This is a genomic window from Kribbella sp. NPDC051952, assembly GCF_040680855.1.
In the GTDB taxonomy this organism is placed as follows: Bacteria; Actinomycetota; Actinomycetes; order Propionibacteriales; family Kribbellaceae; genus Kribbella.
Genome location: NZ_JBFAXQ010000034.1, coordinates 14,887 through 28,372 on the forward strand (window position 1 = coordinate 14,887; position 13,486 = coordinate 28,372).

At 67.1% G+C, this 13,486-nt stretch carries 13 protein-coding genes; 10 read left to right on the plus strand and 3 right to left on the minus strand.

Features of this window, described 5'->3' with window-relative positions:
* Nucleotides 1–150: 150 nt before the first annotated feature.
* The 5 genes from AB0L70_RS37180 (at nt 151) to AB0L70_RS37200 (ending at nt 5,670) form a co-directional block, all read left to right on the plus strand.
* A complete protein-coding gene (locus tag AB0L70_RS37180; RefSeq protein WP_363691553.1) occupies nt 151–1,842 on the plus strand; it encodes a nitrite/sulfite reductase in 1,692 nt (563 codons plus the stop codon).
* 153 nt (nt 1,843–1,995) lie between these two features.
* The gene (locus tag AB0L70_RS37185) at nt 1,996–2,682 is read left to right on the plus strand and encodes a phosphoadenylyl-sulfate reductase (RefSeq protein ID WP_363691554.1); all 687 of its coding nucleotides are present in this window, start codon (nt 1,996–1,998) and stop codon (nt 2,680–2,682) included.
* Nucleotides 2,679–3,593, plus strand: coding sequence for a sulfate adenylyltransferase subunit CysD (gene cysD, locus AB0L70_RS37190; protein WP_363691555.1), 915 nt, complete (start codon nt 2,679–2,681; stop codon nt 3,591–3,593). Before AB0L70_RS37185 ends, cysD begins: the two co-directional genes overlap by 4 nt.
* Nucleotides 3,593–4,879, plus strand: a complete 1,287-nt coding sequence (locus tag AB0L70_RS37195) for a GTP-binding protein (RefSeq protein WP_363691556.1) — start codon at nt 3,593–3,595, stop codon at nt 4,877–4,879. Before cysD ends, AB0L70_RS37195 begins: the two co-directional genes overlap by 1 nt.
* Nucleotides 4,876–5,670 (plus strand): sirohydrochlorin chelatase, encoded by a 795-nt coding sequence (locus AB0L70_RS37200; RefSeq protein WP_363691557.1) that lies wholly within the window; start codon nt 4,876–4,878, stop codon nt 5,668–5,670. The genes AB0L70_RS37195 and AB0L70_RS37200 overlap by 4 nt, the downstream gene beginning before the upstream one ends.
* A gap of 60 nt (nt 5,671–5,730) precedes the next feature.
* On the opposite strand, the gene solA is transcribed toward AB0L70_RS37200, so the two are convergent.
* Entirely contained in the window at nt 5,731–6,885 is a 1,155-nt protein-coding gene (gene solA, locus AB0L70_RS37205) for an N-methyl-L-tryptophan oxidase (RefSeq protein WP_363691558.1), read from the minus strand.
* Nucleotides 6,886–6,930: 45 nt separating this feature from the next.
* Between solA and AB0L70_RS37210 the strand changes: the two genes are divergently transcribed.
* Both AB0L70_RS37210 and AB0L70_RS37215 read left to right on the plus strand, forming a co-directional pair.
* The gene (locus tag AB0L70_RS37210; RefSeq protein ID WP_363691559.1) at nt 6,931–7,158 is read left to right on the plus strand and encodes a ribbon-helix-helix protein, CopG family; all 228 of its coding nucleotides are present in this window, start codon (nt 6,931–6,933) and stop codon (nt 7,156–7,158) included.
* Entirely contained in the window at nt 7,158–8,249 is a 1,092-nt protein-coding gene (locus tag AB0L70_RS37215; RefSeq protein ID WP_363691560.1) for a Clp protease N-terminal domain-containing protein, read from the plus strand. The genes AB0L70_RS37210 and AB0L70_RS37215 overlap by 1 nt, the downstream gene beginning before the upstream one ends.
* A 1-nt stretch (nt 8,250) precedes the next feature.
* Here AB0L70_RS37215 and AB0L70_RS37220 read toward each other — a convergent pair whose 3' ends face one another.
* Both AB0L70_RS37220 and zapE read right to left on the minus strand, forming a co-directional pair.
* Nucleotides 8,251–9,120: a PPK2 family polyphosphate kinase gene (locus AB0L70_RS37220; RefSeq protein ID WP_363691561.1), complete on the minus strand. Its 870-nt coding sequence runs from the start codon at nt 9,118–9,120 to the stop codon at nt 8,251–8,253.
* A gap of 17 nt (nt 9,121–9,137) precedes the next feature.
* On the minus strand, nt 9,138–10,163 hold the full coding sequence (zapE, locus tag AB0L70_RS37225) for a cell division protein ZapE (protein WP_363691562.1): 1,026 nt from the start codon (nt 10,161–10,163) through the stop codon (nt 9,138–9,140).
* A gap of 192 nt (nt 10,164–10,355) precedes the next feature.
* Between zapE and AB0L70_RS37230 the strand changes: the two genes are divergently transcribed.
* Genes AB0L70_RS37230 through AB0L70_RS37240 form a run of 3 tightly spaced genes read left to right on the plus strand, consistent with a single transcriptional unit; the run spans nt 10,356 to nt 13,478 of the window.
* Nucleotides 10,356–11,666 carry an extracellular solute-binding protein gene (locus AB0L70_RS37230; RefSeq protein WP_363691563.1) on the plus strand — a complete coding sequence of 437 codons (1,311 nt, stop codon included), beginning with the start codon at nt 10,356–10,358 and terminating at the stop codon, nt 11,664–11,666.
* Between the two features lie 4 nt (nt 11,667–11,670).
* Nucleotides 11,671–12,642 (plus strand): sugar ABC transporter permease, encoded by a 972-nt coding sequence (locus AB0L70_RS37235; RefSeq protein ID WP_363691564.1) that lies wholly within the window; start codon nt 11,671–11,673, stop codon nt 12,640–12,642.
* The gene (locus AB0L70_RS37240; RefSeq protein ID WP_363691565.1) at nt 12,639–13,478 is read left to right on the plus strand and encodes a carbohydrate ABC transporter permease; all 840 of its coding nucleotides are present in this window, start codon (nt 12,639–12,641) and stop codon (nt 13,476–13,478) included. The genes AB0L70_RS37235 and AB0L70_RS37240 overlap by 4 nt, the downstream gene beginning before the upstream one ends.
* Nucleotides 13,479–13,486 lie beyond the last annotated feature (8 nt).

A 13,486-nucleotide genomic window follows, 5' to 3' on the forward strand; every position in this document is an offset into this window, starting at 1 on the left:
TCTGACAGCGACCCCGCCGGGCCCGACGACGGCCCCTGATCACCCCCGATCACCGCTGGGTGCGCACCGCGCGGAACGCATCGAACCGACGACGCTTCGATCCTGCCGCCAGCGGACGCACCTGTCACGAGGACTAGGACACCCCTCCGGATGACTGGCGTCACCTCTGCTCCTGCCTCCCGCAAGCCCGCCCGCCCGCGTAAGGGAAAGGGCGAAGGCCAGTGGGCGCTCGGCTACCGCGAGCCGCTCAACAAGAACGAGGAGAACAAGAAGAACGACGACGGCCTGAACGTGCGGGCCCGGATCGAGAACGTCTACGCGCACCGCGGCTTCGACTCGATCGACCCGGCCGACCTGCGCGGCCGCTTCCGCTGGTGGGGGCTGTACACCCAGCGCAAGCCCGGGATCGACGGCGGCAAGACCGCGACGCTGGAGCCGGAGGAGCTGGACGACAAGTACTTCATGCTCCGGGTCCGGATCGAGGGCGGCCAGCTCAGCACCGAGCAGCTGCGCGTGATCGCGGAGATCTCGACCACGTACGCGCGCGACACCGCCGACATCACCGACCGGCAGAACATCCAGCTGCACTGGATCCGGATCGAGGACGTACCGGCGATCTGGCACAAGCTCGAGTCCGTCGGTCTCTACACGACGGAGGCCTGTGGCGACGTACCACGCGTCGTCATCGCCAGTCCGGTCGCCGGGATCGCCGCTGACGAGATCATCGACCCGACGCCGGCCATCGACGAGATCGTCGAGAAGTACATCGGCTCGACCGAGTTCTCCAACCTGCCCCGGAAGTTCAAGACCGCGCTGACCGGTCACCCGTCGCACGACGTCGTACCCGAGGTCAACGACATCGCGTTCGTCGGCGTCGAGCACCCCGAGCACGGACCGGGCTTCGACCTCTGGGTCGGCGGCGGTCTGTCCACCAACCCGATGCTCGCGGTGCGGCTCGGCACCTGGATCCCGATCGAGGAGGTGGCCGAGGCGTGGTGGGGTGTCACCAGCATCTTCCGCGACTACGGCTACCGGCGGTTGCGGACGCGGGCCCGGCTGAAGTTCCTGGTCGCGGACTGGGGTGTGGAGAAGTTCCGCGAAGTTCTCGAATCGAAGTACCTCAAGCGGAAGCTGATCGACGGGCCTGCGCCGGAGGTTCCCGCCGTACAGGGTGATCACATCGGCGTGCACAAGCAGAAGGACGGCAAGTACTTCGTCGGCATCGCGCCGGTCGTCGGACGGGTGTCGGGTGCCAAGCTCGCGCAGGTCGCGGACGCCGTCGCGAAGCACGGGTCGGACCGGATCCGGACCACCGCGCAGCAGAAGCTCCTCGTGCTGGATGTCGAGGAGGCGGAGGTCGAACCGCTGATCGCCGACCTGAACGCGCTCGGGTTCCAGGCCCGGCCGTCGGCCTGGCGGCGGAACACGATGGCCTGCACCGGGATCGAGTTCTGCAAGCTCGCGATCGTCGAGACCAAGGCGAAGGCGGCCCAGCTGATCGACGAGCTGGAGGAGCGGATCCCGGAGCTCGACGTACCGATCACCGTGAACGTGAACGGCTGCCCGAACTCGTGCGCCCGGATCCAGGTCGCCGACATCGGCCTGAAGGGCCAGCTGGTGATGGATGCCGATGGCAAGCAGGTTCCCGGCTACCAGGTTCACCTCGGTGGTGGGCTCGGGCTGGACGCCGGCTTCGGCCGGAAGCTGCGCGGCCACAAGGTCACCGCGGACGGCCTGACCGACTACGTGGAGCGTGTCACCCAGAACTACCTGAAGGAGCGCAACGAGGGCGAGCGCTTCGCCCAGTGGGTCACCCGTGCTGATGAGGAGGCTTTGCAATGAGTGAGCGTGCGGCACCTCTTTACTGCCCCTACTGCGGAGATGAGGACCTTCGTCCTTCCGAGGAAGGCCATGGCGCGTGGGAGTGCCGGCCGTGTGCACGGGTGTTCCAGCTGAAGATGATCGGACTGCGGGTGAATGTGAAGTGAGTATCCGATGAACGCAGATCTGAAGACGCTGGCCGAGGAGGCCAACGAACGACTAGCCGACGCCTCGCCGCAGGAACTGCTGGCGTGGGCGCGGGAGACCTTCGGTGACGAACTGGTGGTGACCGCCTCGATGGCAGACGGGGCACTCCCCCACCTCGCGGCCGAGGCGGCCCCCGGTGTCGACGTCCTGTTCCTCGACACGGGCTACCACTTCGCCGAGACGATCGGCACCCGGGACGCGGTCGCGGCGACGCTGCCGATCCACCTGGTCAACGCCCTGCCGAAGCAGACGGTCGAGGAGCAGAACGCGGAGTACGGCGAGAAGCTGTACGAGCGCGAGCCCGACAAGTGCTGCGCGCTCCGCAAGGTCGAGCCACTGAACCGGTACCTGTCCGGCTACAAGGCCTGGGTCACCGGCATCCGCCGCGAGGAGGCGCCGACCCGCGCGAACACCCCGGTGATCGAGTACGACGCCAAGCGGGACATGGTCAAGCTCAACCCGATCGCACCGTGGACCCAGGACGACCTGGACACCTACATCTCGGACAACGGCGTACTGGTCAACCTGCTCCAGTACGACGGGTATCCGTCGATCGGCTGTGAGCCGTGCACCCAGCGCGTTGCCCCAGGTGAGGACCCGCGCAGCGGCCGTTGGGCCGGCCAGGGCAAGGTCGAATGCGGGTTGCACACATGACGGCGACTGTGGAGACGCCGACTGTCACCGAACTTGATGCGCTCGAGAGTGAGTCCATCTTCGTGTTCCGCGAGGTGGCGGCGGAGTTCGAGCGGCCGGTGATCCTGTTCTCCGGCGGCAAGGACTCGATCGTCATGCTGCACCTGGCCCGGAAGGCGTTCGCGCCGGCCGGGGTGCCGTTCGCGCTGCTGCACGTGGACACCGGGCACAACTTCCAGGAAGTACTGGACTACCGCGACGCGACCGTGAACACACTCGGGCTGCGGCTCGAGGTCGCCAGCGTCGAGGACTACATCGCCGACGGCCGGCTGCGCGAGCGGTCGGACGGCACCCGGAACCCGCTGCAGACCATTCCGTTGCTCGATGCAATCAACGGGCACCGGTTCGACGCGGTGTTCGGTGGTGGCCGGCGGGACGAGGAGCGGGCCCGGGCGAAGGAGCGGATCTTCAGCCTGCGGGACGAGTTCGGTCAGTGGGATCCGCGCAACCAGCGGCCGGAGTTGTGGTCGCTGTACAACGGCAAGCACCGGCCGGGCGAGCACGTGCGGGTGTTCCCGCTGTCGAACTGGACCGAGCTCGACGTGTGGAACTACATCGAGCGCGAGGGCATCGAGCTGCCGAGCATCTACTACGCGCACGAGCGGGACGTGTTCGAGCGCGACGGCATGTTGCTTGCCGTCGGCCCCTACTCGCAGCCGCGCTCGGGTGAGGTCGTGGAGCGCCGGGTGGTTCGCTACCGCACGGTCGGCGACATGTCCTGCACCGGCGCGGTCGCCTCGACCGCCTCGACCCCGGCCGAGGTCGTCGTCGAGGTCGCGGCCAGTGAGCTGACCGAGCGCGGCGCCACCCGCGCCGACGACCGGGTCAGCGAAGCAGCCATGGAAGACCGCAAGCGAGAGGGGTACTTCTGATGAGCACCCTGTTGCGGCTGGCAACCGCCGGATCAGTCGACGACGGGAAGTCCACGCTGGTCGGACGGCTCCTGCACGACTGCAAGGCGATCCTGGCCGACCAGATCGCGCACGTGAAGACGGTATCCGAGGCTCGTGGTGGTGACTTCGACTTCGCACTGCTCACCGACGGTCTCCGGGCCGAACGCGAACAGGGCATCACCATCGACGTCGCCTACCGGTACTTCGCGACCGACAAGCGCTCGTTCATCCTGGCCGACTGCCCCGGGCACGTGCAGTACACCCGGAACACCGTGACCGGTGCCTCCACGGCCGACGTGGTGATCATCCTGGTCGATGCCCGTCACGGCGTACTGGAGCAGACCCGGCGACACCTGGCCGTGGCCGGCCTGCTCCGGGTGCCTCACGTCGTACTCGCGGTGAACAAGATCGACCTGGTCGGGTACGACGAGGCCGTGTTCACCAAGATCGCCAAGGACGTCAGCGGGCTCGCCGACCAGCTCGGCATCGCGGACCTCCAGGCCATCCCGGTCTCCGCACTCGTCGGGGACAACGTGGTGGAGCGCTCCGCCGCGACCGGCTGGTACGACGGTCCCACGCTGCTCGAGCTGCTCGAGAACGCCTCCGGGCGGATCGACATCTCCCGCCAGCCGCTGCGGTTCCCGGTGCAGTACGTGATCCGGCCGCAGACCGAGGACGAGTACCGCGACTACCGCGGCTACACCGGAACCGTTGCCTCCGGCACCGTTTCGGTCGGTGACCCGGTGATCGTGCTGCCGGCCGGACGCCGTACGTCGATCGCCGGGATCGACCGCCCGGTCGTCACGGCCACCTCGACCGCGGTCGCCGAACGGCCGTCCGCGGTCGCCGGCGAGGCGGTCACCGTCCGGCTCACCGACGACATCGACGTCGCCCGCGGCTCGGTGATCGTCGCCGCGGAGGACTCTCCCGGCACCCGCCGGGAACTCGCCGCCACCGTGTGCTGGCTGTCGGACCGTCCACTGACCGTGGGCCACCGGCTGCTGATCAAGCACACCACGACCACCGCCCAGGCGATCGTCACCAAGATCACCGGGGCCTTGGATCTGGACACGCTCGGAGTCATCGACGCCACCGGGCTCGACCTCAACGACATCGGCAAGGTGCAGCTCAAGGTCGCCGCACCGCTGGCCGCCGACCCGTACTCCAGCAACGCCATCACCGGATCGTTCCTGCTGATCGACGCCCACGACGGGTGGACGCTCGCGGCCGGCATGATCGACGACGAAGAAGGGGAACTGCTGTGACTGCTCCAGCGCTCGTGATCCTCGCCCACGGCAGCCGCGATCCGCGTTCGGCCGCCACCGTCCACGCCCTCGTCAAGTGCCTGCGCGACCTGCGTGACGACCTGCGGATCGAAGCTTCCTTCCTCGATCACTGCCCGCCCACGCCGTACCAGGTGATCGGCAAGCTCGCCGCCGAAGGTGTGGAGGAAGTCGTCGTACTGCCGCTGCTACTGTCGTCCGCGTTCCACGCGCGGGTCGACGTCCCGGCGGTGGTGGACGAGGCGAGCAGCCGGTTCCCGTCGCTGCGGATCATCGCCTCTGACGTGCTCGGGTACGACGATTCGCTGCTCGACGTGCTGGACCGGCGGATGCGGGCCGAGCTCAAGGGCGGCCGGGTGCGGGAGCTGGACGCGCTCGTACTGGCGTGCGCCGGCTCGAGCGACTCGCAGGCGAACGCGAGCGTGACCCGACTCGCCCGCCTCTGGGGCCAGCGCCACAAGCTCCCGGTCACGGCAGCGTTCACCTGCGCGGCAACCCCGTCGCCGGCCGAGGCCGTACTGCAGTGGCGCCTGGAGGGCCGGCGTCACGTAGCCGTCGGCTCGCTCTTCCTGGCTCCCGGCGTACTCCCCGACCGAGCCGAGTCCACCGCCCGCCGCGCCGGTGCGGTAGCAGTGTCCGGCCCGCTCGGCGTCAGCGCCGAGGTAGCCCGCCTGGTCCTCCTCCGCTACGGCGTAGCCGGCCTGGACCTCCTAACCCTCACCCCAGCCCCCCGCACAGTAATCGCCCGCCCAGAACTGGTCCGCACCGCGTAAGACCAACTGCACGAGGAAGGCGTCTGCCCCCGCCCTTCCTATAAACCCAGTGCAGTTTGTTTAGCTGAAGCGAGTTGGGTCGACAAAGGAGACGTCGGTAAACGGCGTCTCCTTTGTTGTTATCTGGGCGAGCAACTCCCCCACGCCCGCACAGTGCTTGAAGCCGTGCCCGCTGTCCCCACCCGCGACCACCAGCCGCTCGTCGTACCGCCCGACCAAGAACTGCCCGTCGGGTGAGTCCGTCACCATGCACGGCGCCACCTTCACCGGCTCCGGATCGAGCTCCGGGAACCGATCCGCGATCACCGCGGACAACTCCGCGATGTCCTCCCGCGGATGGATGTACCGATCCAACTCCTCCGGATCGACAGCCGCAGCGGACTCGTCCCCATGCAACCCCACCTTGACGAGAAACTCCTCGTCCGACCCATGCCCCCACAACCCGCGCCCATCGTCGAACTCCCAGATGAACGACGGAAACCTCTCCAACTCGAACGCACGTGACCCCAGCTCCCGAGGCTGGAACCAGAACAACGGCGTACGCCGAGGTGACAACGGCAACCCGGGCACGAGCTTGCTCAACCAGGCTCCCGTGCTCACCACAACCTGCTCAGCCACGATGTCGACCATCGGCGTATGCACGGTCACCTCGCCGGCACCGACATCGATCCCGGTCACCATCGTGTGCGGATAAACCGTCGCCCCCAGCCGCTCAGCCTCCGCAACCTGCGCGCGCACCGTCGGCTCGGCGAAACAGATCCCAGCCCCCGGATCCCAAACAGCCACATCATCAGACCCCAGCCGGTACTGCGGAAACCGCTCAACAACCTCGTCGTGAGTCAGGTCCGTAGTAGGCGCCCCAGCCTCGGCAGCCGCCCGACGCGCACCCTGCACCGGCCGGCTCTCCGGCCCACCCACATTGAGCGATCCAGTCTGACGAACGTACGTCGCCCCGTTCCGCTCCCCCAGATCCGTCCACAACTCCAGCGACTTCCGCGCAATCGTCGTCAGCCCCGGATGCTCCATACAAGCCACCCGGAAGAGCCGGGTAGTCCCATGCGAGGACCCGAACGGATGCCCGATCCCCTGCCGCTCAACCCCGACAACCTTCACCCCCCGCTCAGCCAGCCGCCACAAAGCAGCCGACCCGAACGCCCCCAGCCCAACGACGACAACCTCGGTCCGCAGATTCTCCACTCCCCAACCCTCACTCATCTCCGCGCCTACTGCGACCGCAGATAGCGTGATATCTTGATAGCTATGACGAAGGACGGGACCAAGAACATCCTGTTGCGGCTTGATCCGGAGTTGGCCGAGCGGCTGCAGACGGTGGCGTCGGTGGAGGGCCGGTCGGTGTCGGATGTCGCGCGGGAGGCGATCACCGCGCTGGTGGATCAGCGGCGGCAGGACACGCGGTTCAGCCGGCTGCTCGAGGAGAACCTGGCGCGCCACGAGGAGTCGCTACGCCGGCTCCGCGGGGACGACTGATGCGTTATCTCGGCACGTACGACGTCGTCGCGATCGCGGCCCGGGTGTGGCAGTGCGAGTCGGAGGACGCCGTACGACGGACTGATCTGGATGCGGTCGATCGCGTGCTGAGCGACGTGCGGCATGCACTCGGGTTGGCCGAGGCAGCTGGGGTCCTGCTGGCAGGGCTGGTACGGGCGCGGCCGTTCGACGGAGCGAATCGGGTCGTCGCCGTCGCGGTGATGCTGCAGTTCGGATCGCTCAACCGGGTCGAGTTGCGACTCGAGCCGGTGGACGAGGTGGACGAACTGCTCGACCGGGTCGCTACCGGTAGCGCGACCGACCGGGAGGTCGGCGAGTTCCTGGTGGGCCGGCTCGAGCACAGCCCGGTGACCGCGGACGACCTGCAGGAGCATCTCCGGCTCGATCTGGTGCTGGAGGACGAGCTCGCGCGACTTGATGTCGGAGCTGAGAGGGAGTGGCACATGTTCGAGAAATTCACGGATCCGGCCAGGCGGGTCGTCGTCCTGTCGCAGGAGGAGGCCCGCGGGCTCGACCACGTCTACATCGGGACCGAGCATCTCCTGCTCGGGCTGCTCGTGGAGGGCCGGGACTATGCCGCGCGGGCGCTGTCCGGGATGGGGATCGATGCGCCGGCTGTCCGCAAACTCGTGGTGGAGATCATCGGCCGCGGTGGTCCTGGCGTGAGCGGTGGCGGGCACATCCCGTTCACGCCGCGGGCGAAGACCACCTTCGAGTACGCGTGGGACGAGGCCCGGCGGATGGGCGCCGACAAGCTCGGCACCGAGCATCTGCTGCTCGGCCTCCTTCGCGACGGCGAGGGTGTGGCCGGCCAGATCCTCACCAAGCTCACTTCCGACCCGGACCAGGTACGCCTGAAGGTCGAGGAACTGCTCGACCGACGCAAGCGGTCCGAGTCGGCTGTTGCCGGCATGCTCGACGAGGACTCGGCCACCTGGATGACGTTCGGCCGTCGTCATCACCTACTGGCCGAGCTCAACTCCCTGCTCAACGAGAACGAACGCCTGCACGAGCAGGTCGCCCACCTCCGCGACCTGCTCCGGCAGCACGACATCGATCCGGACAGCTGACCTACGTTGCGGCGAGGCGCTTCTTCTCGGTCGCTACGTCGAAGTCGGCCTCGGGCCACTGCGGGTCGAGGGACTTCAGGGTCTCCAGGAGCATCGTGGTGATGGCCCAGTTGCGGTACCACTTGCGGTCGCTCGGGACGACGTACCAGGGCGCCTTCTCAGTGCCGCACCGCTCGATGGCCGCGTGGTACGCGTCCATGTAGTCCGGCCAGAACTCGCGCTCGTCCACGTCACCGGGGTTGTACTTCCAGTGCTTGGTCGGGTTGTCCAGCCGCTCCTGCAACCGGACCTTCTGCTCGTCCGCCGAGATGTGCAGGTAGCACTTCAGGATCGTCACGCCGCTGTCGGCCAGCTCGGCCTCGAACTCGTTGATCTGGTCGTAGCGCTTGTCCCACACGCTCGGGGCGACCAGGTTCCGCACCCGGGCGATCAGCACGTCCTCGTAGTGCGACCGGTCGAAGATCCCGATCAGCCCGTGCGACGGCACCGCCTGGCGGATCCGCCACAGGAACCCGCGCCGCTTCTCGGCCGGTGTCGGCGCCTTGAACGACGTGATCTTCAGGCCCTGCGGATCCATCAGTCCTGCGCCGTGCCGAATCACTCCGCCCTTGCCGGACGTGTCCATCCCCTGCAGCACCAGCAGGATGCTCCGCTGCCCGCCCTTGCGCCCCTCGGCGAACAGCCGCTCCTGCCAGTCGGACACCTCGGCGCCGAGGCCCTCCATCGCGGCCTTGCCGTCGTCCTTGGACCCGGCGAACCCAGGCGTGGCACGCGTGTCGTACTTCGTCAGGTCCACCGGTCCGGACGGCATCCGCAACTGACCGAGCAGGCCGCCGTCCTCCGCCTTCTGACCCTTCTTCTGCTTCGCCATCTGCTCATCGTGCCTCATCAACCGCCGATTTCAGTGGAGATGCGGGTCAGGGCGATCAGGCGGGACAGGGCGCGGAGGTACTTCTTCCGGTACCCGCCTTTGAGCATGTCCGCGGAGAACAGTTGGTCCAGGGGTACGCCGCCGGCCAGCAGCGGCAGGTTGCGGTCGTACATGCGGTCGGCCAGCACGACCATCCGGAGCGCGACGTTCTCGTCGGTCAGCGGGCGGATGTCGGTGATCGCGACGGTCTCGACACCGTCGAGCAGAGCGCCGTACTTGCTCGGGTGCAGCTCGGCCAGATGCCGGTGCAGGTCGACGAAGTGATCACAGGACGCACCGGGTCGCTCGGCAGCCGTCCGCTCGACCCGCTCATCCGGCCACGGCTCGGGCGCCACCGGGAGACCGCGATGCCGGTAGTCCGGCCCATCGATCCGACGTACGTCGAAGTTCGCGGCGAGCGCCTGGATCTCGCGGAGGAAGTCGATCGCCTGGAACCGGCCCTCGCCGAGCTTGTCCGGCAGGGTGTTCGAGGTCGCGGCCAACTCGACCCCGGCCGCGACGAGCTGACCGAGCAGTCGCGAGATCAGCATCGTATCGCCGGGATCGTCGAGCTCGAACTCGTCGATGCAGATCAGCCGGTACGACGACAACGCGTCGACGGCGGCGCGCAAACCCAGGGCGCCGACGAGGTTGGTGAGTTCGACGAAGGTGCAGTACATCTTCGGGCCGGTCGACTCGTGCCAGAGCGAGGCGAGCAGGTGCGTCTTGCCGACGCCGAATCCGCCGTCGAGGTAGATACCGGGCTTCTCCGGGTCTTGAGGCCGGCGGCGGAGGCGGTCCCAGAGGGTCGGGGTCTGGCGTGGCTGGGCCAGCTGTTTGGCTCGCTCGGTCAGCACAGCAAGGGCTTCGGCCTGTGATGGCTCGTTCGGATCGGGCCGGTACGTCGCGAACCGGACCTCGGTGAAACGCGGCGGCGGCACGCACTCCGACAGCAGCCGATCGGAGCTCACCTCCGGCCACCGCTCACTCAACCGCATCACCATGAGCCCCACCCTATGAGCCCTCTCGCCGCCCGGTCGCCGGAGGTCAATCCACGCCTGCGGAGCCGGAGTATCCGCAGAAGCTGACCTGCCCATCCGGAAAAGGCCGGAAAGACGGCTATGACCTTGACCACTTTCTTACTTTCAGTTAGGAAGTTGAGGTGAGGTTCGTGAGTGACTGAGTAGGAGTCGGCGATGGGCGAACGGCACGTGCGGCGGCGGACGGTACTCAAGGGAGCAGTGGGCGCGCTCGGGCTGGGGTCCGCCCTCGGTTCCACACTGGCCGCCTGTGGTGGCAGTGACAGCGGCGGCACCACGAGCGGCGGGAAGGCCGTGGTGCGGATGTGGTCCTGGTACAACGACCAGGAGAAGCAGTTCCCGCAACTGATCGAGAAATTCCAGGCGCAACACAGCAACATCACGATCGAGAACCGCATCTTCGGCACCCCGGACCAGTACCTGCCGGCGCTGCAGGCCGCGGTCGCGGGTGGCGACGTACCGGAGATCTTCGCGCCGCACACGCGGGCGCTGACGTACGGGACCGGCGGGATCTCGGCAGACCTGAAGAAGGATCTCGGTGACGACTTCCTGAAGGACTTCTTCGATTCGGCCAACCAGGAGTACACCCTGGACGGCAAGCAGTACGCGATCGGCTGGATGGCGCAGACGTTCGGCATCTTCTACAACCCGGACCTGCTGAAGGCGGCCGGTGTCGGCGAGGACGAGATCGAGACCTGGGACGACCTGATCGCGGCCGCGGCGAAGATCAAGGCGACCGGCAAGTTCCCGGTGGCGCTGAGCTGCAATCCGACCACGAGCTCACTCGACTTCTTCCTTCCGCTCATCACCCAGGTCGCCGACGACCCCACCTTCTACCTGAAGCTCGACCAGCTGAAGGACGGGGCGACGTACGAGGACCCGAAGGTGATCCAGGCGATCGAGCTGCAGAAGAAGATCGTCGACGGCGGCGTCTTCCAGCCCGGCACGACGGGCACCAGTGGCGACCAGGCACCGCAGATCTTCTACACCGAGAAGGCGGCGATGCTGTTCAACGGCAGCTGGACGCCGCAGGGCCTGACCACGGACGCCACCCCGGCGTTCAACAAGAAGTACAAGGTGATGAAGACCCCGGCGATCGCGGCCGGGAAGCGGCACTGGACCGCCAACCAGGCCGGCGCCGGCTGGGCGGTCTCGGAGACGAGCAAGAACAAGGACGCCGCGCTGGAGTTCCTCAAGTTCATGTACTCGGCCGAGCAGTACTCCCCCACCATGAACGACTCCAACTCGATGCCTGCCACCAAGAGCGCGGCCAATCGGATCGAGCTGCCGATCATGAAGCAGATGACGTCCTGGCTGCTCGACGGCGACGGGTGCCCACACATCCCCTTCGGTCCCGGGTCGGTCGCGGCCGGTGATCCGCTCGCGAAGATCTTCGACGGCAAGGGGGATCCGGCCGCCGTCGCCAAGGAGATGCAGGCGGCCGTGCAAAACGCCAAGGGTGGCTGATCGGATGGCGACAGCACTCTCCAGCAAACAAGTGCCGGCCGCCGATCAGAGCCCGCTTCCGCGGCGGTCGTACCGGTTCGGTTCACCGCTGCGGAAGTCGCAGCGGCTGGCGGGCTTCCTCTTCGTCGGGCCGACGTTCGTCCTGTTCCTGGGCTTCGTGCTCTGGCCGATCCTGTACACGGCGTACCTGAGCCTCACCTCGTGGGGAGGCTTCGGTACGCCGAGGTTCGTCCAGTTCGACAACTACAGCCGGATGCTGGGCGACCCGGTCGCACGCCGCGCGATGATCATCACGCTCGTGCTGACCGGGGTGACCACGGCGGTCCTGGCGTTCCTCGGACTCGTCACCGCCGTCCTGGTGAACGTGGTCTGGTCGAAGGTCGGCGTACTGGTCCGGACGATCCTGTTCATCCCGGGCATCGTCTCGTTCGTGGTGTCGGCCGTGCTGTGGAAGCTGATCTACGACCCGAACATCGGCACGCTCAACCGGTTGCTCGGGGCAATCGGTTTGGACAGCCTGCAGCATCCGTGGCTGGCCGACCAGAAGACCGTGCTGCCGGCGATCGTCGTGGTGACGGTCTGGGGCGGTCTCGGCTTCAACATGCTGATCTACTTCGCCGGTCTGCAGAGCATCGACCCGAACCTGTACGAGGCGGCGGCGATGGACGGAGCCAACACGGTCCAGCAGTTCCGCCACATCACCGTGCCGAGTCTGCGGGTCGTGACCGGGCTGATCGTCAGTCTGGGTCTGCTCAACGGCTTCAAGGCTTTCGACATCATCTTCGTGATGACCGGCGGTGGACCGAACCACGCGAGTGAGGTGCTGGGCACCTATCTCTACTCGCTCGCGTTCGGTTCGACCTCGGGCTCGATCCCGCAGCTCGGCTACGCCAGCGCGTTCAGCGTGGTGACGATGATCCTCTGCACCTTGGCCGTGATCGCCCAACTCTGGCTGACGCGGAGGGCAGACCGATGAGTGTGACGAACGCGCAGAAGCCATGGGTCGGCAAATCGTTCGCGACCTTCGTCCTGCTCCCGTTCTGCCTGTTGATGGCCTTCCCGTTCGTGTGGATGCTGCTCACCTCGTTGCGGGACCAGAACACGATCTTCAACGGGCCGATCATCCCGCGGCACTTCACGGGTTCGGCGTACAAGGAAGCCTGGACGTCGATCGAGTTCCCGCTGCACTTCTGGAACAGCGTGTGGATCACCTCGGTCACCGTGATCGGTGTGCTGGTGTTCGCCACGCTCAGCGGGTATGCGTTCGCGAAGCTGGACTTCCCCTTCCGGAACACGTTGTTCGTGCTGCTGCTGACCACGCTGATGATGCCGTCGACGGCGCTGATCATTCCGCTGTACCTGGAGCTCAAGTCGCTCGGGCTGCTCGACTCGCAGGCCGGTCTGCTGATCCTGTACATCTCCGGCTCGGCGCCGTTCGCGATGTTCCTGATGCGCGCGTTCTTCCAGACCCTGCCCGACGAACTGATCGAGGCGGCCCGGGTGGACGGCGGCAGCGAGCTGACCATCTTCCGGCGGGTGATCCTGCCGCTGACCCGGCCCGGCATCGCGACCGTGGTGATCTTCCAGTTCCTCTCCACCTGGAACGAGTTCCTGATCGCGAACACGGTCCTGCGCAACACCGACTCACTCCCCCTTCAGCCGGTGCTGTTCACGCTGATGGGCCAGTACTCCACCAACTGGCCGGCGCTGACCGCCGGCCTCACGCTGTCCGTCGTACCGGTCATCGTCGTCTACGTCCGGATGCAGCGGCAGTTCGTCGCCGGGATGATGCTCGGCGCCGTCAAGAACTAGAACCCTGA